We start from the raw sequence: 17959 nt of genomic DNA, 5'->3' as shown, positions 1-17959 counted from the left end.
CGACTTCATGACCCAATCCATCCAATCCAGTCCCGGCCTCGAGCGCGAATCGTTTCCGCCTGTCGAGGAGATCCTGCCGCATCGCGGCACGATGCTGCTGCTCGACGCGGTGCTCGCGTGCGCAGACGAGTCGCTGACAGCCCAGGCACGCGTCCAGAGCGACGCGTGGTATGCCGACGCCCAAGGCGCGATGCCCGCGTGGATCGGCATCGAACTCATGGCGCAGGCGATTGCGGCGCACGTCGGGCTGCTCGAGATGCGCGCGGGCAACAGCATGCGCCCCGGCGTGCTGCTCGGCTCGCGCCGCTATGAGATGCATACACCCGCATTTGCGCCCGACGCGCTTTTGCGGATCGAAGTCAAAGAGCTATTGCGCGGCGATGAAGGTCACGGCGCCTATGAATGCGTCATTCAACACGATGACGTAGTGGCAGCTGAGGCTGTGATCAAGGTTTTTCGGCCGCGCGATTTCCAGTCATTTATCGAAGAGGGTTTCAGGTCATGAGCAGGCGTGTTCTCGTTACCGGTGCGAGCCGTGGAATCGGCCGCGCAATTGCCTATCAACTGGCTGCTGACGGCTTTGCGGTGACCGTCCACTGTCGTACCGGACGCAGCGAAGCCGAGGCGGTGACGGCGGGCATTACGGCGCAAGGCGGAACGGCGAGCGTATTGCAGTTCGACGTGCGCGATCGCGCCGCCTGCCGCACAGCACTCGAGGCGGACGTCGCCGTGCACGGGGCCTACTACGGCATCGTCTGCTGTGCAGGCGTGACCCGCGATGCAGCCTTTCCGGCGCTTACCGACGAAGACTGGGACATCGTCATCGAGACCGGCCTCGACGCGTTCTACAACGTCGTGCATCCGCTGACGATGCCGATGGTCCGCGCCCGCCAGGGCGGCCGGATCGTGACCGTCGGTTCGGTTTCCGGCGTCATCGGCAATCGCGGCCAGGTCAACTACAGCGCGGCAAAGGCCGGCCTGATCGGCGCGACCAAGGCGCTCGCCGTCGAACTTGCGACCCGCAACATCACGGTCAACAGCGTGGCGCCGGGGCTGATCGATACCGGCATGCTCGACGACGTGCCGGTCGAACACGCATTGAAGGCGGTGCCGATGAACCGCGTGGGGCAGCCCGTCGAAGTGGCTGCGGTGGTGGGCTTCCTGATGTCGGATGCGGCGTCCTACATCACGCGCCAGGTGATCGGCGTCAACGGCGGGATGGTGTGATGAAGCGCGTCGTCATAACCGGAATGGGCGGCGTCACGGCGCTCGGCAGCCATTGGGACGAAGTCGAAGCGGCTTTGAAACGCGGCCGCAATGCCGTGCAGCGCATCCATGAATGGGACTACTTCCAGTCGCTGCACACGCGGCTGGCGTGTCCGTTGCCGGAATTCGTCACGCCGGCGCACTATCCGCGCAAGAAGACCCGCTCGATGGGCCCCGTCTCGAAGTACGCGGTGCGGGCCAGCGAACTGGCGCTGACCGACGCCGGCCTGCTCGACGATCCGTCCATCAGCGACGGACGCATGGGCGTCGCGTACGGATCGTCGTCCGGCTCCGTCGAGCCGATTCGCGCGTTCGGCAAAATGCTCGATACCGGCTCGATGAGCGACGTGACCTCGAACAGCTATGTGCAGATGATGCCGCACACCACGGCCGTCAACGTCAGCCTGTTCTGGGATCTGAAAGGCCGGATCGTGCCGACGTCCTCTGCCTGTGCGTCGGGCAGTCAGGCGGTGGGCTACGCGTACGAAGCGATCGCCCAGGGCAAGCAGACCCTGATGCTGGCCGGCGGAGCGGAAGAGCTGTCGGGGCCGGCGGTCGCCGTGTTCGATACGCTCTACGCGACCAGCACGCGCAACGACGAACCGCATCTGACGCCGCGGCCCTTCGATGCCGCGCGCGACGGCCTCGTGGTCGGCGAAGGGGCGGCTACGCTCGTGCTCGAAGAGTATGAGCACGCGGTGGCACGAGGTGCACACATTCACTCGGAAATTGTCGGCTTCGGCTGCAATTCGGATGGGGCGCACATGACCCAACCCACCGCCGAAACCATGGCCGTCGCCATGCGACTTGCGCTGCAAGACGCCGGACTGCCGCCGGAGGCGATTGCGTATGTCAATGCGCACGGCACCTCAACGGATCTCGGCGACGTGGCAGAAAGCCGCGCCACCGCGCAAATCTTCGGCTCGCGCATGCCGATCAGCTCGCTGAAGAGCTACATCGGCCACACGCTCGGCGCGTGCGGTGCGATCGAAGCCTGGTGGACCGTCGAGATGATGAAGCGCAACTGGTTCGCGCCGACCGTGAATCTGACCCATGTCGATCCGGCGTGTGCCGAGCTTGACTACATTGTCGGCGAGGCACGCGCGCTCGAAGCCGAGTACGTGATGAGCAACAACTTCGCGTTTGGCGGCATCAATACCTCGCTGATCTTCAGGCGTGCCGGATGAGCCACGCAGCACATAGCGTGGGCGGACTGCGCCGCGTCGTCGTGACAGGCATGGGTCTCGTGTCCTGTCTCGGCAACACGCTCGACGGCGTGTCGGCGCGACTGCGCGCAGGGCGCTCGGGCGTTTCGCGCATCGAAGCATGGCGTGAGCGCGGTTTCGCCAGCCAGGTGGCGGGCGTCGCATCGGTGGCCGACGAGCCGCTGTTCGCGCGCAAGCTCGAGCGCTTCATGGGCGACACAGCCCGTTTCGCGTGCCACGCAGTTCGCAGCGCGCTCGACGATGCCAGTCTCGATCCCGCTGCCTTGCGTTCGCCGGCAGCGGGCGCGGTGATCGGTTCGGGAGTCGGAACCATGTCTGCTTATGACGTCGCCATGGAAATCGCCGGGGCGCGCGGGGTCGATCGGGTTCCGCCTTACATCGTGCCGCAGGCGATGGGCAGCACGACCTCCGCCAATGTTGCGCACGTGTTCGGGCTGGAAGGCGCGACGTACTCGCCATCGTCAGCCTGTACGACCTCGGCGCTCGCGATCGGCCAGGCCATGCAACTGATCCAGACGGGCCGCCAGCAGATCGTCCTGGCAGGCGGCAGCGAAGCGCTGCACGACAACATGACGCTGATGTTCGACGCCATGGGCGCGCTGTCACGAAACTTCAACGATGCGCCCGAGCACGCCTCGCGTCCCTACGATGTCGCACGTGACGGCTTTGTGATGGCCTCGGGCGCGGGCGTCCTTCTGCTCGAATCGCTCGACCATGCACTCGCGCGGAGAGCGCGTATCCATGCCGAGCTGGTCGGCTTCGGTCATTGCACCGACGGTGCAGACATGGTGGCGCCGCGTGCGCCCGGCATTGCTCGCGCTATGCGCGAGGCGCTCAACGAAGCGAAGCTGCGTCCCGATTACATCAACACCCATGCCCCATCGACGCCGCGCGGCGATCTCGAAGAGCTGCACGCGCTAGGCGAGATATTCGGCAACGAAGTGCCGCTGTTTTCGTCGACCAAAGGCTTGACCGGCCATCCACTCGGAGCATGCGGCGCGCACGAAGCCATCTACACACTGTTGATGATGAGAGATGGCTATATCGCGGGGACCAGCGGCATCGAGACGCTTGATCCTGCGGTAGCGGATCTGCCACTCGTGCGCACGTCGCGCGAGGCGCGCATCGATGCGGCCATGTCGGTTTCATTCGGGTTCGGCGGCAGTTGCGCGAGCCTGATGTTTCGCGCCTGGAAGGGCGCATGACGTTTCTGGTGGCTTTAACAAGAAAAGGAAAAACACAATGAGGAACGGTCTTATGCTGGGTGCACTGGCTGCCGTGGTGATCACGCAAGCTGGATGTGCGACCCAGGTCAAATCGCTGCCGTTGCAGTCGGCCGTGCAGCAGCCCGCAGCGGGGAGCGGGGTGGCCTTGTATTTCGGCTCGCAAGCCCATCCGGCGGTGCAGCAGCAGCTCGGCGAAGCGTCGTATTCGGCGCGCGTAGCGCGTGCCCAAGACGGTGCAGACGCTTCGTGCAACCACGCGCTTGCCGAGGCGCTGAGCAAGCTGCGCGCCGTTGCGCAGGAGAAGAACGCGAATGCCGTGATCAACATCCAGACGCGTTTTCATACCACCGATACCAGTTCGTCTACCGATTTCACCTGCGGCGTGAGCCCGAGCGCGGCGGCAGTCGCCGTGCACGGCGATCTCGTCGTCCTTCAATCCAACTAAGCAATTAAAACGAGGAACCTAAATGAAACGCCATCTGATGCTTGCCGCCCTGTGCGCCACTTTCGTTACGTCGCACGCCTTCGCTCGCGACAGCATCGCCACTTATCCGGTTGACGCCGCACTGGCCAGCGAGCCGGGCAAGGTGACACCGGACATCGCACTCTTCTTCGCCGGCCAGAGCCACCCGGCGGTCGCGCAATCGTTCAACGCAATCGCAACGAACAAGAAGACCAACGCGTTCGGCAAGACCGATGTCCAGGCGTGCCAGCACGTCTTCCTGTCTGCCGTCATCGAGTTGCAGCAGCAGGCGCGCCAGCAAGGCGGTAACGCGGTCATCAACATTCGGAGCAACTACCACAACGAACTGACCGCGAGCCCGACGGAGTTCACGTGCGGCGCAGGCGCGGTCATCGCCGGCGTGGCGCTGGTGGGCGATGTGGTGAAGCTGAAAGGCCGGTAAGCGAGGCCAATAGCGGGCGTGGCGAGGCGCCGGGCGAGCCGGCAAAGTGCTCGCCCTAGCCGGTCAGCCGGTGCGCGTCAGCCCGCTTTCACCGCTGCCACATTGACGAGCGTTTCACGACGCTTGCCGGGCTGCGGACGATGAAGACCGAGCCGCTCGAACAGACCGAAGTCCTTCGCGCGGCTCCACCAAAGATAGGGCAACGAGACGTTTTGTTGGCCAAACGAGAAGCCTGCATGGCGGATCATGTCGAGGTAGCCGTCTGCGCTTTTCTGCACATGCATAGGATGGCGGAACAATAGACGGATCACCCACGACTTGATGTAGGCGTCGGTGGATTCGGCAAACAGCAGCACGCCGCCAGGCTTCAGGACGCGATGGAATTCGGCAAGGGCACGTTCCTGCTCGACGAGGTGATGGAAGGTCTGATGGCAGAACACGATATCGACGCTCGCGCTCGGCAGCGCAAGCTGCGCGCAATCGCCGTGCAGCACTTCGATGTCGCCGACGTTGCGCGTGCTGGCCTTGCAGGCGCGTGCAGCCTGGGCAGCGAGTTCGAGCGATGGCTCGTGGTAGTCGATACCGATGATGCGGCTCGGACGGAACGCATCCGCCAGCAGACGAAACGATATGCCTTGCCCGCAACCGACATCGGCAATCACGGGTGCCTCAGGCAAGGGCGTGTCGATCAGGCGCTTCAGGTCGTTGATCGCAACACGCAAAACATGGTGTTCCCAGGTATGAGTGCGCAGGAACCATATTCCGAAGGCCGTTTCATGCACGAAAGGCACGCTGGACAGTTCAGATGACGACATGTGTTTTCCCCGGCAAAGTCTGATTTTGCTTGAATGCGCGCCATTGTAATGGCAAGCGCACGAGTCAAGATGCGGCACCTGCCACGGCGCTGTTCACTTTAGATAACCCTTAGAGGAAAGATTGAATTCCCTTTCACCGACCAACAACAACGTCGACGTCGCGATCATCGGCGCGGGCCCGGCGGGCGCAGTAGCGGCGGCACTGCTGAGAAAATCGGGCCGTTCGGTGCTCGTCCTCGAGCGGCAACATTTTCCCCGCTTTTCGATTGGCGAGAGCTTGCTGCCGCAAAGCATGGCCTACCTCGAAGAGGCTGGCATGCTGCAGGCTGTCGTGCAGGCGGGGTTCCAGTACAAGAACGGCGCGCACTTTGTCTGGCGGGACAAGTCATCCGCCTTCGACTTCCGCGACAAGCACACGCCGGGGTGGGGCACGACTTATCAGGTCGAACGCTCGGTGTTCGACGACATTCTGATTCGTTGCGCGGCCGAACAGGGAGCCGACGTGCGTTTCGGGCACACGGTGCAGGCCATGCAAACCGGCAGCGCGCCCGTGCTCGACGTCGTCGATGAGGAAGGCCACGCCTACCAGGTGCACGCTCGATATGTGTTCGACGCCAGCGGTTTTGGCCGCGTGCTGCCACGTCTTTTGAATCTCGAAGCGCCGACACGGATGCCGACGCGCGCGGCCATCTTCACCCATGTGCGCGATGGCCTGACGCTCGACGCCACCGACCGCAACAAGATTTGCGTGGCCACCCATCCGGAACACCGCGACGTCTGGTTCTGGATGATTCCGCTGGCAGGCGGCCGCTCTTCGGTGGGTTGCGTCGCCGAGGCTGAGTTTCTCGCGGGTTCGGACGAAGAACGCGAGGCGAAACTGCGCGGCCTGATCCAGCAAGAGCCGACTCTTGCACGGTTGATTGGCGAGGCGCCGTTCCTGATGCCGGTGCGTCATATTGGCGGGTATTCAGCGAACGTCGAACGTTTGCACGGGCCGGGTTACGCGTTGCTGGGTAATGCGGGCGAGTTTCTGGACCCGGTATTTTCGTCCGGCGTGACGATTGCCTTGCGTTCGGCGCATCTGGCGGTGCAGACGCTGGAGCGGCAACTGAATGGTGAGCAGGTCGACTGGCAGGCCGCGTACGATGTGCCGCTTCGAAAAGGTATCGATACGTTCCGGGCGTTCGTGGAGCGGTGGTATACGGGCGCGTTGCAGGACATCATTTTCTATCCGCGTCAGACCACGAACATTCGCCGCATGATCAGCGCGATCCTGGCGGGGTATGCGTGGGATGAGTCGAACCCGTATGTGGCGGATCCTGTGCGGCGGCTGGATGCGCTACATGAGATTTGCATGAACCACTGAGCTTCACTGATCTTGTGAAGGGTGGCGGTGTGGGAGCGCACCGCCGCAAGGTGACTCCTGGAAATCCTCACCATTGCATTGTTTCACAGGTCAGGGGGCTCATCACCCCCTGGAAGTCCTCACCTTTGGGAGGTAGCTCCTGGAAACGCTCACCTCCTGGAAATCCTCACCATCCTGATGCCAGCCCCTGGAAGTCCTCACCATCCTGGAACGGCTCACCGTAACAAACCGAAGGATGCCTCGTCAGCGGTGCGCGATGCACGCGCTGACACCTCACCGCCTCAGAACTTCACCTTCACCTGAAACCCGATCGTGAACGGCAAATTGTCTGAAGGAATCGGCGGGATAAAAATCAGGTTCGCGCCTACGCGCTTGTAGTCGAACATAATGATCGGCGCCGCCACCGGACCAATGGTGTGATTCCGGCCAAGGCCCCAGTCACCGTAGTTATAGCCGGAAATGATGCCGGCCATCGCAGCCAGACGAATCACGCCCCAGTGTGCAAACTCCGGCGCCCAAAGCCCGCCGCCATAGTACGAGGGACGGCGCAACGAGTTGCGAAAGCCTCCCGCCGTCACGCCCCATTGGCCGTTGATCCAGCACTCGACGCCTAGGCCAGGATTGAACTCGTTGAAGTGGGTGCCGGGATCCGGATCGATGTGGTAGGAGCCGAGCATTGCGTCGACCCAGACGCCGCCCCCGCACCAGTCCGCCGCATGCGCGGTAGAAGCCACCGCGAAGCTGGCGACGAGCGCCACAAGCGCGCGCCGGATGTTGTTGCTGGTCTGCCGCAAATGCATATCTTCTCCGTCACCGGTCGAGCGCCGGTGTATTGAATGTGCTGGTGATTGTCCGGTTTGCCGTCCGTCGCGCACTGTACCTCAAACCCGTCCGCTCAAGGTTGAGGTGACGCTCGGATCAACGGGCACGAGACCTGCGCGGACCATACCCAGACAGCACAATAGCGGAAAAGCAGTGGCAGATCGGTGAACGCCCGTGGGCGCTCACGATTGGCATGCAGGGCCGCACACTCATGCGGCCTGTATGTAACGCGTCTCAGACGCTCACAAACCGAGATCGGACAATCCCGGATGGTCGTCCGGACGACGCCCCAGCGGCCAGTGGTACAGACGGTCGGCTTCGCGGATCGGCATATCGTTGATGCAGGCGTGACGATGCGCCATCAGCCCGTGCTCATCGAACTCCCAGTTTTCGTTGCCGTAGGAGCGGAACCAGTTGCCGGAATCGTCGTGCCACTCGTACGCAAAGCGCACTGCGATACGGTTGTCCGTGTATGCCCATAGCTCCTTGATCAAACGATAGTCGAGCTCCTTCGCCCACTTGCGGCTCAGCAGTCCGACAATTTCCGCGCGCCCGGTCACGAACTCCGCGCGATTGCGCCACACGCTCTGCGGCGTGTAGGCGAGCGACACGCGTTCGGGATCGCGCGTATTCCAGCCATCTTCCGCGGCACGCACTTTCTGGATCGCGCTTTCGCGCGTGAAGGGCGGTACGGGTGGACGGGTTTCGATGCTATCGGCCATGGTTACTCCAAAGGTCAGGTGGAAGCACGCCGGGACGGCGCGCGAGTGTTCGCGGATTCCGCGTTCAGTAATTGCTCGGCGGCGGCGCGCGCATCCAGTGCCGCGTCGGGTTCGCCGCTGACCAGCGCCACGCCGATGGCGCCGTCGATCAGGATCAGCCATTGCCGCGCGAGGCGCGCGGCGCGCCGGTTATCGGCGCCGCCGCTCTCGGCCAGATGCTCGTCGCACTGCGTGCGCACAAAGGCCAGCAAGCGCTCCTTGTGCTCGCGTGCGACGACGCGAATCGGATCGTCCGGTGCGGCGATTTCGCCGGAAGCATTGAGGAACGCGCAACCATGGAAGTCTGCCGAGGCAAACCACTCGCGCAGGACATCGAACATGCCGATCAGACGCGTGCGCGGGCTCTTGCCGTGGCGCAGCGTGTTTTCGGCAAACCAGTTCATCCAGCGTTCGTCGCGACGCTCCAGTGCTGCGGCAACCAACGCATCCTTCGATTCGAAGTGCGTATAAAAACTTTTGCGCGCCGTGCCCGATTGCCGGACGATCGCATCCACCCCGGTTGCGTGGATGCCACCGGCGTAGATCAGCGCTTCGGCAGCGTCGAGCAGGCGTTCGCGCGCACTGCCTGGGGTCAGGGGTTCAGTTGAAGTAGTCATGACCGAAGAGTAGAACGATCATTCTCCTTCGTCAAGAAAAATTCGCCCGATGGAATTTTCCCGCTGCCTACGGCGTTAACTTGAAGACGCGCAGAGCGTGGCCGCGCGAACAGCCCGATGAACGTTTTGGCGCGGGTGTGCTGCTTGCGTTATCGTGGAGTGGAGCCAATCAGGGGAGCAAAGCAATGAAGCACTACGCTGTCCGCGCAATCATGGCGCGCGCGTTGTCGATGGTGGCAGTGGCTGTTGTAGCGGCCTGTACACCGCTGCAGGTCGTCACGCACTCGGTGACGCAAACCGAAGCAAGCGTGCCAGTGGGGCAGTACATGCTCGATGCGCATCATTGGAGCATCACGTTCGACGTCGACCATCTGAAGTATTCGCGCTTTACCATGCGCTTCGACCGCGCCACTGCACAGCTTGACTGGAACGCGGGCGGCCTCGACAAGAGTTCGGTTGCGGTGGCCATCGACGCCGCGAGCGTGGATACCAACGTGCCCTTGCTCGACAAGCTGGTCAAAGGGGACAACATGTTCGACGTGGCGCAGTATCCGCAGATCCGCTTTGTCAGCACGGGGTTTGAGCGCACCGGCGAGGCACGCGGCAAGCTCACCGGCAATCTGACGATTCGCGGTGCGACCGAACCGGTTACGCTCAATGTGGTGTTCAACGGCTTCGGCCCCGACCCGCTGACCAAACAGAACACGCTCGGCTTTTCCGCCGAGGGCAGTTTCAGCCGTTCGAAGTTCGGATTGGGGACGTGGTATCCGGCGGTGGGCGACGACGTCCACGTGCGGATTCAGGCGGAGTTCGACCGGCCGCTCGCAGGCACGTAAGCGGCGCGCTTGGGCTTTCGCGCTCGTCGGACACAGTTGGTGGGAGGAGGGAAGGAAGCCCGGAAGCGTGACGGCAACGCAGCTTGCCGGTCAGCTTCCAGGCGAATGAATCTGGCCCAGGCTCAGACTCAGGCCGTCCAGTCGAGAATCACCTTGCCGCTTTCGCCCGAGAGCATGGTGGCAAACGCTTTTTGATAATCATCGACAGGGAAGTGGTGCGTGAGGATCGGCGACAGGTCCAGGCCGCTTTGCAGCATCGCCACCATCTTGTACCAGGTCTCGAACATCTCGCGGCCATAAATGCCCTTGATTTCCAGACCCTTGAAGATCACCTGGTTCCAGTCGATTGCGGTCTGCGCCGGCGGAATGCCGAGCAGCGCAACCTTGCCACCGTGATTCATCGCTTCTAGCATGCTGGTGAACGCGCTCGGCACGCCGGACATTTCCAGGCCCACATCGAAGCCTTCCGTCATGTGCAGATCGGCCATCACGTCGCGCAGCGATTCGCGCGAAACATTCACGGCGCGCGTCGCGCCCATCTTGCGGGCAAGTTCGAGCCGGTAGTCATTGACATCCGTAATCACGACGTTGCGTGCGCCAACGTGCTTCGCAATCGCCACCGCCATGATGCCGATCGGCCCGGCGCCGGTAATCAACACGTCCTCGCCGACCAGGTTGAACGACAGCGCGGTATGCGTCGCGTTGCCAAACGGATCGAAGATCGCGGCGAGATCGTCGGAGATTTCAGGCGGAATCTTGAAGGCGTTGAACGCCGGAATCACCAGATACTCCGCGAACGCGCCTTCACGATTGACACCCACGCCAACAGTATTGCGGCACAGATGCCGGCGCCCCGCGCGACAGTTGCGACAGAAACCGCAGGTGATATGGCCTTCGCCCGACACGCGATCGCCGATTGCAAAGCCGCGCACTTCCTGGCCCATTTCGACGATCTCGCCGACGTATTCGTGACCCACGTGCATCGGCACAGGAATCGTCTTCTGCGCCCAGTCGTCCCACTTCCAGATGTGGATATCCGTGCCGCAGATCGCCGTACGCTTGATGCGGATCATCACGTCGTTATGGCCGACTTCGGGTTTCGGTACGTCCGTGAGCGTCAGGCCCGGGGCGCGTTCGAGTTTTGCGAGTGCTTTCATGTGCGCCTCCGGGTTAGATAATGCCGAGCGAACGGCCGACGCGCGCAAATGCGTCCACGGCGCGGTCGATCTGTTCGGACGTATGCGCCGCGCTCATCTGCGTGCGAATGCGTGCGCGGCCCTTCGGCACAACCGGGAACGAGAAGCCGATCACGTAGACGCCTTCCTTCAGCAGCGCGTCCGCCATGCGTGAAGCAAGTTGCGCGTCGCCGAGCATCACGGGGATGATCGGGTGTTCGCCCGGTACCAGCGTGAAGCCGAGCGCGCTCATCTTGCTGCGGAAATGCGCGCCGTTCTCGCGCACGCGTGCGCGCAGTTCCGCGCCCTCCGTGCTGGCGAGCAGTTCGAGTACTTTGAGCGAGGCCGCCGCGATGCTCGGCGTGAGCGTGTTGGAGAATAGGTACGGACGCGAGCGTTGCCGCAGCAGTTCGACGATTTCCTTGCGCGCCGCCACGTAGCCGCCCGATGCGCCGCCCAAGGCCTTGCCCAGCGTGCCGGTGATGATGTCGACGCGCGACAGCACGCCACAATGTTCCGGCGTGCCGCGGCCGTGTTCGCCGATGAAGCCGACTGCGTGCGAATCGTCCACCATCACGAGCGCGCCGTAACGGTCGGCCAGATCGCAGATGCCGGCGAGGTCGGCGATGATGCCGTCCATCGAGAACACGCCGTCCGTGGCGATCAGCTTGAAGCGCGCGCCGGCGGCGTCGGCCTCTTTCAGCTTGGCTTCGAGGTCGGCCAGGTCGTTGTTCTTGTAGCGAAAGCGCTTGGCCTTCGAGAGCCGCACGCCGTCGATAATGCTGGCGTGATTCAGTTCGTCGCTGATGATGGCGTCGGATTCGTCGAGCAGCGTTTCGAACAGGCCGCCGTTCGCATCGAAACAGCTCGAGTACAGAATACAGTCGTCGGTTTGCAGAAATGCGGCGAGCGCCTGTTCCAGTTCCTTGTGCACGGTCTGGGTGCCGCAGATAAAGCGCACCGAGGCCATGCCGAAACCGTCGCGATCGAGTCCGTCTTTGGCGGCGGCGATCAGGCGGGCGTCGTCGGCGAGGCCCAGATAGTTGTTGGCGCAGAAGTTCAGGACGTCCGTGCCGTCGGCGAGCCGTACGTCAGCCGATTGCGGGCTCGCGATCACGCGTTCAGTCTTGTAGAAGCCGTCGGCGCGGATCTGCTCGAGCGTGCTGCGCAGATGAGCGAGGTAGGGTTCACGCATACATCAGTCTCCTGGAGAGGGTAGACCGCGCGGCCGCAATGTTCGGCGCGATGACGGCCTGCTATAGTCGGATATCGGTTTTATCGAAAAATTTCGATTTTCCGAACTTAGGTTCGGTATGTCGAACAACTCTAAACGATAGGTCAGAAAATGGCAAGTTCGGGAACCCGGCGCGCAGCACCCAGCGCTGCACCCACTTTAGCCCAAACCGTGGCGGCGCCGCCGCGCGTGGGCGAACAGATCCAGCGGCTGCGCAGCGAGCGCCGCATGACGCTCGACGACCTGTCGCGCGCGGCGGGCGTGTCGAAGTCGATGCTGTCGGAAATCGAGCGAGACAAGGCCAATCCGACCATTGCGGTCGCCTGGCGGCTCACCAATGCGCTAGGTGTCAGTCTGGATTCGCTGTTCGCACAGCAGAAAGCGCCGGAAGCCATCGCCGTGTCCGGACCGCACGAGATTCCGACGCTCAGCGGTCACGACGCCAAATATCAGTTGCGCGTGTGGGGGCCGATTGAACTGGCAGGCAAGTTCGAGTGGTACGAGTTGACGCTGCAGGCGGGCGGGGCGCTCGTCTCGAACGCACACGAACCGGGCACGCGCGAACATTTGACTGTGCTGAACGGCTCGGTCGAGATCGAGGCGGCGGGCACCACCAAACGCCTGAAGGCCGCGGACACGGCACGTTATGTCGCCGATGAACCGCACGCCATTCGCAATGCCGGCAAAAGCGAAGCGAAAGCCCTGCTCGTAGTGATTCACGGCTGAGTGCCAGGGACACCGAGCGTGCCCGTATGCACCCGGGATAAGGACGCGGGCTTGGAGACTAGGCCATCCGGCCGAGGTTGATTTGAGTACTGTATGTTTGTACAGTATACGCAGATTGACCGGAGCCGAAATGAACGAACTGACAACCCACCACGCCGACCACGGCCTGGCTGCGCTGCGCTTCCAGACCGCGGCGCGCGATCTCGAACACATCGTCCGCAGCATTGCTGCGCGCTACATCGTGCAACAAGTTCCGCTAACCTGGCGGCTACTGCACGCTATCGAGGCAGAAGCCCTCACCGACCTCGGTTTCGCCAGCCGGCACGACGCATTGATGCTCGGCCTGTTCCAGCGGCCTTCCGCGCTCCCTTATCCAGAGACCGATGATCCGGTGGATTTCGGCGCGTCCAACGCGTTGCCCGCGGTGTTCGCCTTCGCGGTTTCCGTGTACGAAGAAGCGCATCGCAACGCGGCGCGGGCTGTGCCGGCGCAAGACACGGTTCGGCGCTCTCGCGCCTGGGGCGGCTGAGCGCTGCCCGCTGATGCTGCCGGATCGCTCGGCCGACTCGGCAGATCATGTTGATTCCCAGACAACAACGATTTTGCATGGGACCGGAGTAAGCGCTAAAGCGCTTACTCCGATCGACAGGAGACATCTGACCTATAATAATACGCAACTAACGGTAAAACAGGCTATGGTCTCTCCCCACTCGCCCGGCTCCGCCGACCGAGGCATCCCTGCCTCGGATCTGTTCGATCAGGAACGTGAGGACTGGCGCCGCGATCCGCGCATCGCTTTCGACGCCTGGCTCTCGAAGCAACACTTTCGCCGCTCATCGGCCGAGGTGTATCAAGCGCAGTGGGGACTCTTTCTCGACTGGATGGCGCTCAGGCACACAACCCTCATGACCGTCGACACCCGCACGATCGCCGACTTCGTCGCCGGGCTAGCGATTCGAAAACCGCAGCGGGTTCGTTATTTACGGCTGATCGAGCGCGTGCTCGACCACGTTCGGGAAATCGAACTGGCCTCGACCAACCCGGCACGCTTTATCGCCCAGGACGGCGAAGCCGCCTGGCGCAATGCTCGGGATAACGAACCAACTGGATTTCTGACCCCGCAAGAGCGGGCGCTGCTGGTTGCTCATCTGTTCTCGCCCTTTAGCCAACTCTCTGCGGCACAGCGCTGGCGCGAACGCCGCGACCGCGCATTGATCGCCGTGTTTCTCGGCGGGGGATTGAAGACGGGCGAGGCTCGATCGCTAACGGTTAGTTGCGTGTCACCGGGTTCACCGTGGGTGACGATCGACTCGCCGAACCCGGCATTGATCCGCCGCACGCGGCTTGCGCCCTTCGCCGTGGCGGCGTTGGACGCATGGCTTGCGGAACGGCGGCTCTCGGAACTAGCCGGCAATCTCGTGTTTCCGGCATCGCCCTCCGGTCGGCCAATGCATAAAGCCACGATGCTGCGTTCCGTCGATGCGCTGATCGAAGCCGCGGGTTTCGCTGAATCGCGTGAGTCGCGTGCGAGCCCTCAAACCCTGCGCAACACGTTCGCCGCCGACCTGTTCGAAACGGGGGTCGCGGCGGATCTGGTCGGACAGTGGCTCGGCTTTATGCAGTCGGTTTCCGCTAACCGGCTGCACCGCGCCTGGAAAAGCTGGTCGGACCAGCAAAAAATCCTGACGTCTGACGCACCGCAATCTGACAATGGCGCGGAAGAAGCCGCGCCGTCTGACGGGCCTCCAGCCAAGTAAGCGTGCGAGAACTTTCCTGAAAAGCCTCACCTTTTCGGTCCCGAATTCGCTCACCTTTCGCTGCGTTTTTGTTGCATGGCGGCGAAGTCGGTGAGTTCCGTCTATGCCTTCGACGTCACCGGTCGGAGCGACAGAAACCGTGTCACCGCCTCCAGACGGGAATTCCCCAGTCCGGAGGAGTGCTCGCACTCCGGACATTGGAGTTCGTAGCGGTGATCGACCTCAGAGAGTTCGGGTTCACCTTCCTCACATTTTGGACACCGCAACGGCAGCGCCACGTGACCGTCTGCAACGGTGCCGATCGTCGCCATTTCGGCATCACTCAGGCGGCCGGAACTTGCGAGTGCGCATAGCAGGTCCGCGACTGCCGGATCCACACCCTGTTGCGAGCGCAAGGTTGCCATTTCCTTGCTGAGGGCATCGAGTTCGTCGGATTGTTCGCGCAGTTGTGCATCCAACCGATCGCCGCGAGCCTTGGCCGCCGCGATTTGCTGGATGAACTCAAATTCCTTGCGACTGGCATCGCGCACGCCGGATTGATAAGTCGCCGCCATGCTGCGCAACGAGTCGAGCTCGACCAGCATGGGTTTGACGCGTCGTTCAGCTTCCGCGACTGCGTCTTTGATCTGCTGCGCATAGTGCTCGGTGCTGTGGCGCAAATCGAGATGCAACGCGTCGATCCGATCGCGCAAAGCCGCGTTGGTGGATTGCTCGGTTTCGAGACGCTTGCGCAGCGTTTCATTTTCCGCGTCAAGCCGGCGCACACTTGCCTGCAGACTGTCCTGGTGGGCCGTGCCGTGTGAATTCGCCATTGCCAATTCCGCTTCAAGCGCTCGAACGCGTTCCCATGCTGCATCGGCTCGCGCGTCGCTGCGGCGAATCGCTTCTTCCGAAGCCTCCCGGCGAATTTCTGCCTCGCGCGCATCCCGCTCCGCTGCCTCGATCTGGGTCTGGATATCTGCGCGCTCGCCGTCCAAGGTTGTTCGCGCGTGGGCGATGGCCTCCTCGAATAACGCACCGAGGAGTTCACCGGCACGGTCTTCAAGAATTTTTGGGATGCTGCCTGCGCCGACACGGATCCGCGAAGCGGTACGGATCCGTTCCCAGAAGCTATCGATGTCTTTCGGAATGTCGCTGGCGCTGCCGGTTTGGGTCAGATCGCGGACCGTAGCCATGGATGGCCGAATGCCAAGATCGAAGAAAAGACGCTTGCATGCATGCAGGGACAAGTCCTGGCGGCGGGCGCCGCTTTCACGCATCGATTCGAGCTCCTGCCGGATCGCCTGCCGTTCCTCATCCAGATTCATTTACACCTCGTGTATCGCTAGGATTCGATGAATCATAACAATTTACGTATCGTTTGCTACACCTTTATAGGGGCAGGTGGTTTTCTTGGTGATCGGTGGGGGTTGAAGTCACTGTGAGGCGCATGGGACTTACCTGCAGCGGATTTTCCGTGAAACAAAACGAAGAATAGTCAATAAGCCTTTGGAAAGAAACGGGTTTTTTGGTTTTTTGGGCGTGACAGGACTGTTTCACGAAGCGGAATTGGGGGCATGGGGTGAGGACAGGGCTGTCCGAAGGACACACGGGGGATGAAATTCTTGAGAGTAATAAAAGTAAACACCCTTGAACCCTTGTTAAAAACGTTAACGCCACGGCAGATCCTTACCAGGCAAGGGTTTCAGCGAAGTCAGGTGAAGCTTTACGGGAGAGCTGGTGAGGGCTTGCGGGATAGTCGAGTGATGAGGTTCAGGGACCGTGGTGAGGGCCTGCGGGACACTGAGTGAGCGGGTTCAGGAGCCGCTTACAAAATGGCGATTTAGCAAAGGTGAGGTTTTGCGGGACCAGACGGGCCTTGCAGCCCGGCTGGACGTAAAAACTACCTGGATCTCGCCAGGTTGGTGCGGTGAGAGCTTTCGGGAGGCATTCTAACCCCACTTTTTGGCGCAAATTTGGGGCGCCGAAAGCCTTTGGTGAGGCAACGCGGGAGAAAACGCGCAGAGAAGGTGAGGCTTTTCGGGGAGCGGGATGAATTTATGCCCGAATTTTGGGCACTGAGCCCCTAAGGTGAGGTTTTCCGGGAGCCTGACGGGGGCACTAAGAAGAGTTGAGGTGCGGAATCGACCTGGATTCGCAGCATTGCCGGCAAAGGTGAGCTTATTCGGGACGTGTGCCGAGGAGCTTCTCGGAGGATACAAAACCGCACCGTTCGCGCTAAAGGTGAGGGTTTTCAGGAGCCGATTGGACGGTGAAAACCGCCTAAGGTGAGGTTTTTCGGGAGAAAGTTGGCGGTTACTTACGGGAAATGCCCTACTGAGCTTGATTGGTGAGATCAAATTCAACGAGGCTGAATTTTCAATGGTGAGGTTTTTCGGGGGGATGTGGCGTGGGAGCGATTTGACTCGTAGCCGCTTGAGACGCTCCTTAAGGTGAGGCTTTTCAGGACCCCTTTAGTTGAAGCGATACACAACATGTTTTCTGTAAGTGCATGAAATTATTATTGATTTTAATGGTTTAGAGGATGGGTGAGGGTTTTCGGGAGGTAGATGGGGCTGTGCTGCGGGCGATCCGTGATGAGTCGATTCGGACCAAAGGTGAGGCTTTTCGGGAGTGTTTTGTTGCTCTATTCCTATGCAATTCTGCCTGGGCCATGTGTTTTCGCGGGTTCGGTTAGAGTAAAGGTGAGGGTTTTCGGGAGTTTGGGCGCGGGATTGTGACTGTAGGAAGGGAGGTGTGAGTTCGGCGTATCGAGGAATGGCAGGCGAAGCTCGTTCGGTATGTCCTCGGTGTCGGCTGGGTTTGCTGTGGATTGCGCTTCTGAAGTTTGGCGGAAGAGACGTATCGTCGAAGCAGGCGACGGTCGATCCAGGAACTGCGGGCGTCGCGTTGACGGTATCGCCGTCTTAACGCCGCGCGCCGCCATAGACTGTTCGGTGCGATCAACACCATGTGGCCGCCTCACCATGATCCCGGGCACGGTTCGTAGGCAAGCAGGCCGTCTGATGGCCTTAGGCCGCGTCGTCAGGGCTTTGTGGTTGCCGGACTAGCAGGCAGTCGCACGCACGATGCCGTGCTTGTCAGGGACTGCGAGCGCCGCAGGTTGGCCGCGCGTGACGCGACACAGCGCAGTGCGCCGGCGCGTCGGGCCGCCTCGCAAACCAGCCGGCCTGGCGATCGAGCCCACGGTGACAACATCTCCCGATCAGTGGCGAACTCAAACTCAC

At 61.8% G+C, this 17959-nt stretch carries 18 protein-coding genes; 11 read left to right on the top strand and 7 right to left on the bottom strand.

The genetic code is table 11. From position 1 onward, the window contains the following. Nucleotides 1-7 precede the first annotated feature (7 nt). From BLQ92_RS03170 to BLQ92_RS03145, 6 genes are read left to right on the top strand one after another with little or no spacing between them, the layout of a single operon-like run. Nucleotides 8-505: a hotdog family protein gene (locus BLQ92_RS03170; RefSeq protein ID WP_090681893.1), complete on the top strand. Its 498-nt coding sequence runs from the start codon at nucleotides 8-10 to the stop codon at nucleotides 503-505. After that, nucleotides 502-1227, top strand: coding sequence for a 3-ketoacyl-ACP reductase FabG2 (locus BLQ92_RS03165; RefSeq protein ID WP_090681606.1), 726 nt, complete (start codon nucleotides 502-504; stop codon nucleotides 1225-1227). Before BLQ92_RS03170 ends, BLQ92_RS03165 begins: the two co-directional genes overlap by 4 nt. Continuing rightward, nucleotides 1227-2453 (top strand): beta-ketoacyl-ACP synthase, encoded by a 1227-nt coding sequence (locus BLQ92_RS03160; protein WP_090681603.1) that lies wholly within the window; start codon nucleotides 1227-1229, stop codon nucleotides 2451-2453. Before BLQ92_RS03165 ends, BLQ92_RS03160 begins: the two co-directional genes overlap by 1 nt. Then, complete coding sequence (locus tag BLQ92_RS03155) at nucleotides 2450-3697, top strand: beta-ketoacyl synthase N-terminal-like domain-containing protein (protein WP_090681601.1); 1248 nt, start codon at nucleotides 2450-2452, stop codon at nucleotides 3695-3697. Before BLQ92_RS03160 ends, BLQ92_RS03155 begins: the two co-directional genes overlap by 4 nt. A gap of 37 nt (nucleotides 3698-3734) precedes the next feature. Further along, a complete protein-coding gene (locus BLQ92_RS03150) occupies nucleotides 3735-4163 on the top strand; it encodes a signal peptidase (protein ID WP_090681600.1) in 429 nt (142 codons plus the stop codon). Between the two features lie 22 nt (nucleotides 4164-4185). After that, the gene (locus BLQ92_RS03145; protein ID WP_090681598.1) at nucleotides 4186-4623 is read left to right on the top strand and encodes an excinuclease ABC subunit A; all 438 of its coding nucleotides are present in this window, start codon (nucleotides 4186-4188) and stop codon (nucleotides 4621-4623) included. A 77-nt stretch (nucleotides 4624-4700) separates the two neighbouring features. On the opposite strand, the gene BLQ92_RS03140 is transcribed toward BLQ92_RS03145, so the two are convergent. Next, nucleotides 4701-5438 (bottom strand): class I SAM-dependent methyltransferase, encoded by a 738-nt coding sequence (locus BLQ92_RS03140; protein ID WP_090681596.1) that lies wholly within the window; start codon nucleotides 5436-5438, stop codon nucleotides 4701-4703. 121 nt (nucleotides 5439-5559) lie between these two features. On the opposite strand from BLQ92_RS03140, the gene BLQ92_RS03135 reads away from it, so the two are divergent. Continuing rightward, nucleotides 5560-6804, top strand: a complete 1245-nt coding sequence (locus BLQ92_RS03135) for an NAD(P)/FAD-dependent oxidoreductase (RefSeq protein ID WP_090681595.1) — start codon at nucleotides 5560-5562, stop codon at nucleotides 6802-6804. 281 nt (nucleotides 6805-7085) lie between these two features. Here BLQ92_RS03135 and BLQ92_RS03130 read toward each other — a convergent pair whose 3' ends face one another. The 3 genes from BLQ92_RS03130 to BLQ92_RS03120 form a co-directional block, all read right to left on the bottom strand. Further along, entirely contained in the window at nucleotides 7086-7604 is a 519-nt protein-coding gene (locus BLQ92_RS03130; RefSeq protein ID WP_090681593.1) for a hypothetical protein, read from the bottom strand. Nucleotides 7605-7868: 264 nt separating this feature from the next. After that, nucleotides 7869-8348 (bottom strand): nuclear transport factor 2 family protein, encoded by a 480-nt coding sequence (locus tag BLQ92_RS03125; RefSeq protein WP_090681592.1) that lies wholly within the window; start codon nucleotides 8346-8348, stop codon nucleotides 7869-7871. Nucleotides 8349-8362: 14 nt separating this feature from the next. Next, nucleotides 8363-9004, bottom strand: a complete 642-nt coding sequence (locus tag BLQ92_RS03120) for a TetR/AcrR family transcriptional regulator (RefSeq protein ID WP_090681590.1) — start codon at nucleotides 9002-9004, stop codon at nucleotides 8363-8365. Nucleotides 9005-9189: 185 nt separating this feature from the next. On the opposite strand from BLQ92_RS03120, the gene BLQ92_RS03115 reads away from it, so the two are divergent. Continuing rightward, nucleotides 9190-9840: a YceI family protein gene (locus BLQ92_RS03115; protein ID WP_090681892.1), complete on the top strand. Its 651-nt coding sequence runs from the start codon at nucleotides 9190-9192 to the stop codon at nucleotides 9838-9840. A 128-nt stretch (nucleotides 9841-9968) separates the two neighbouring features. On the opposite strand, the gene tdh is transcribed toward BLQ92_RS03115, so the two are convergent. Both tdh and BLQ92_RS03105 read right to left on the bottom strand, forming a co-directional pair. Next, nucleotides 9969-10997 (bottom strand): L-threonine 3-dehydrogenase, encoded by a 1029-nt coding sequence (gene tdh / locus BLQ92_RS03110; protein WP_090681589.1) that lies wholly within the window; start codon nucleotides 10995-10997, stop codon nucleotides 9969-9971. A 13-nt stretch (nucleotides 10998-11010) separates the two neighbouring features. Further along, nucleotides 11011-12210, bottom strand: a complete 1200-nt coding sequence (locus BLQ92_RS03105; RefSeq protein WP_090681587.1) for a glycine C-acetyltransferase — start codon at nucleotides 12208-12210, stop codon at nucleotides 11011-11013. A 150-nt stretch (nucleotides 12211-12360) separates the two neighbouring features. On the opposite strand from BLQ92_RS03105, the gene BLQ92_RS03100 reads away from it, so the two are divergent. The 3 genes from BLQ92_RS03100 to BLQ92_RS03090 all read left to right on the top strand — a co-directional run bounded on the left by BLQ92_RS03100 (nucleotide 12361) and on the right by BLQ92_RS03090 (nucleotide 14732). Next, entirely contained in the window at nucleotides 12361-12975 is a 615-nt protein-coding gene (locus BLQ92_RS03100) for a helix-turn-helix domain-containing protein (RefSeq protein ID WP_090681586.1), read from the top strand. Between the two features lie 130 nt (nucleotides 12976-13105). Continuing rightward, nucleotides 13106-13504 carry a DUF2471 family protein gene (locus BLQ92_RS03095; RefSeq protein ID WP_090681584.1) on the top strand — a complete coding sequence of 133 codons (399 nt, stop codon included), beginning with the start codon at nucleotides 13106-13108 and terminating at the stop codon, nucleotides 13502-13504. A 166-nt stretch (nucleotides 13505-13670) separates the two neighbouring features. Beyond that, nucleotides 13671-14732, top strand: a complete 1062-nt coding sequence (locus tag BLQ92_RS03090) for a tyrosine-type recombinase/integrase (protein ID WP_090681582.1) — start codon at nucleotides 13671-13673, stop codon at nucleotides 14730-14732. Between the two features lie 101 nt (nucleotides 14733-14833). Here the strand turns inward: BLQ92_RS03090 and BLQ92_RS03085 are convergent, their stop codons facing one another. Continuing rightward, a complete protein-coding gene (locus tag BLQ92_RS03085) occupies nucleotides 14834-16039 on the bottom strand; it encodes a DNA-binding protein (RefSeq protein ID WP_090681581.1) in 1206 nt (401 codons plus the stop codon). Nucleotides 16040-17959 lie beyond the last annotated feature (1920 nt).

Source organism: Paraburkholderia phenazinium, assembly GCF_900100735.1.
GTDB classification, from domain to species: domain Bacteria; phylum Pseudomonadota; class Gammaproteobacteria; order Burkholderiales; family Burkholderiaceae; genus Paraburkholderia; species Paraburkholderia phenazinia.
This window is presented reverse-complemented; position numbering and strand designations above follow the sequence as displayed.

What these genes read in the sequence shown, in the direction of transcription:
- BLQ92_RS03155 (WP_090681601.1), top strand. Translation starts at nt 2,450, where the DNA reads ATGAGCCACGCAGCACATAGCGTGGGCGGACTGCGCCGCGTCGTCGTG.
- BLQ92_RS03100 (WP_090681586.1), top strand. Translation starts at nt 12,361, where the DNA reads ATGGCAAGTTCGGGAACCCGGCGCGCAGCACCCAGCGCTGCACCCACT.
- BLQ92_RS03125 (WP_090681592.1), bottom strand. Translation starts at nt 8,348, where the DNA reads ATGGCCGATAGCATCGAAACCCGTCCACCCGTACCGCCCTTCACGCGC.
- BLQ92_RS03130 (WP_090681593.1), bottom strand. Translation starts at nt 7,604, where the DNA reads ATGCATTTGCGGCAGACCAGCAACAACATCCGGCGCGCGCTTGTGGCG.
- BLQ92_RS03095 (WP_090681584.1), top strand. Translation starts at nt 13,106, where the DNA reads ATGAACGAACTGACAACCCACCACGCCGACCACGGCCTGGCTGCGCTG.
- BLQ92_RS03140 (WP_090681596.1), bottom strand. Translation starts at nt 5,438, where the DNA reads ATGTCGTCATCTGAACTGTCCAGCGTGCCTTTCGTGCATGAAACGGCC.
- BLQ92_RS03160 (WP_090681603.1), top strand. Translation starts at nt 1,227, where the DNA reads ATGAAGCGCGTCGTCATAACCGGAATGGGCGGCGTCACGGCGCTCGGC.
- tdh (WP_090681589.1), bottom strand. Translation starts at nt 10,997, where the DNA reads ATGAAAGCACTCGCAAAACTCGAACGCGCCCCGGGCCTGACGCTCACG.
- BLQ92_RS03090 (WP_090681582.1), top strand. Translation starts at nt 13,671, where the DNA reads ATGGTCTCTCCCCACTCGCCCGGCTCCGCCGACCGAGGCATCCCTGCC.
- BLQ92_RS03115 (WP_090681892.1), top strand. Translation starts at nt 9,190, where the DNA reads ATGAAGCACTACGCTGTCCGCGCAATCATGGCGCGCGCGTTGTCGATG.
- BLQ92_RS03105 (WP_090681587.1), bottom strand. Translation starts at nt 12,210, where the DNA reads ATGCGTGAACCCTACCTCGCTCATCTGCGCAGCACGCTCGAGCAGATC.
- BLQ92_RS03165 (WP_090681606.1), top strand. Translation starts at nt 502, where the DNA reads ATGAGCAGGCGTGTTCTCGTTACCGGTGCGAGCCGTGGAATCGGCCGC.
- BLQ92_RS03085 (WP_090681581.1), bottom strand. Translation starts at nt 16,039, where the DNA reads ATGAATCTGGATGAGGAACGGCAGGCGATCCGGCAGGAGCTCGAATCG.
- BLQ92_RS03145 (WP_090681598.1), top strand. Translation starts at nt 4,186, where the DNA reads ATGAAACGCCATCTGATGCTTGCCGCCCTGTGCGCCACTTTCGTTACG.
- BLQ92_RS03120 (WP_090681590.1), bottom strand. Translation starts at nt 9,004, where the DNA reads ATGACTACTTCAACTGAACCCCTGACCCCAGGCAGTGCGCGCGAACGC.
- BLQ92_RS03150 (WP_090681600.1), top strand. Translation starts at nt 3,735, where the DNA reads ATGAGGAACGGTCTTATGCTGGGTGCACTGGCTGCCGTGGTGATCACG.
- BLQ92_RS03170 (WP_090681893.1), top strand. Translation starts at nt 8, where the DNA reads ATGACCCAATCCATCCAATCCAGTCCCGGCCTCGAGCGCGAATCGTTT.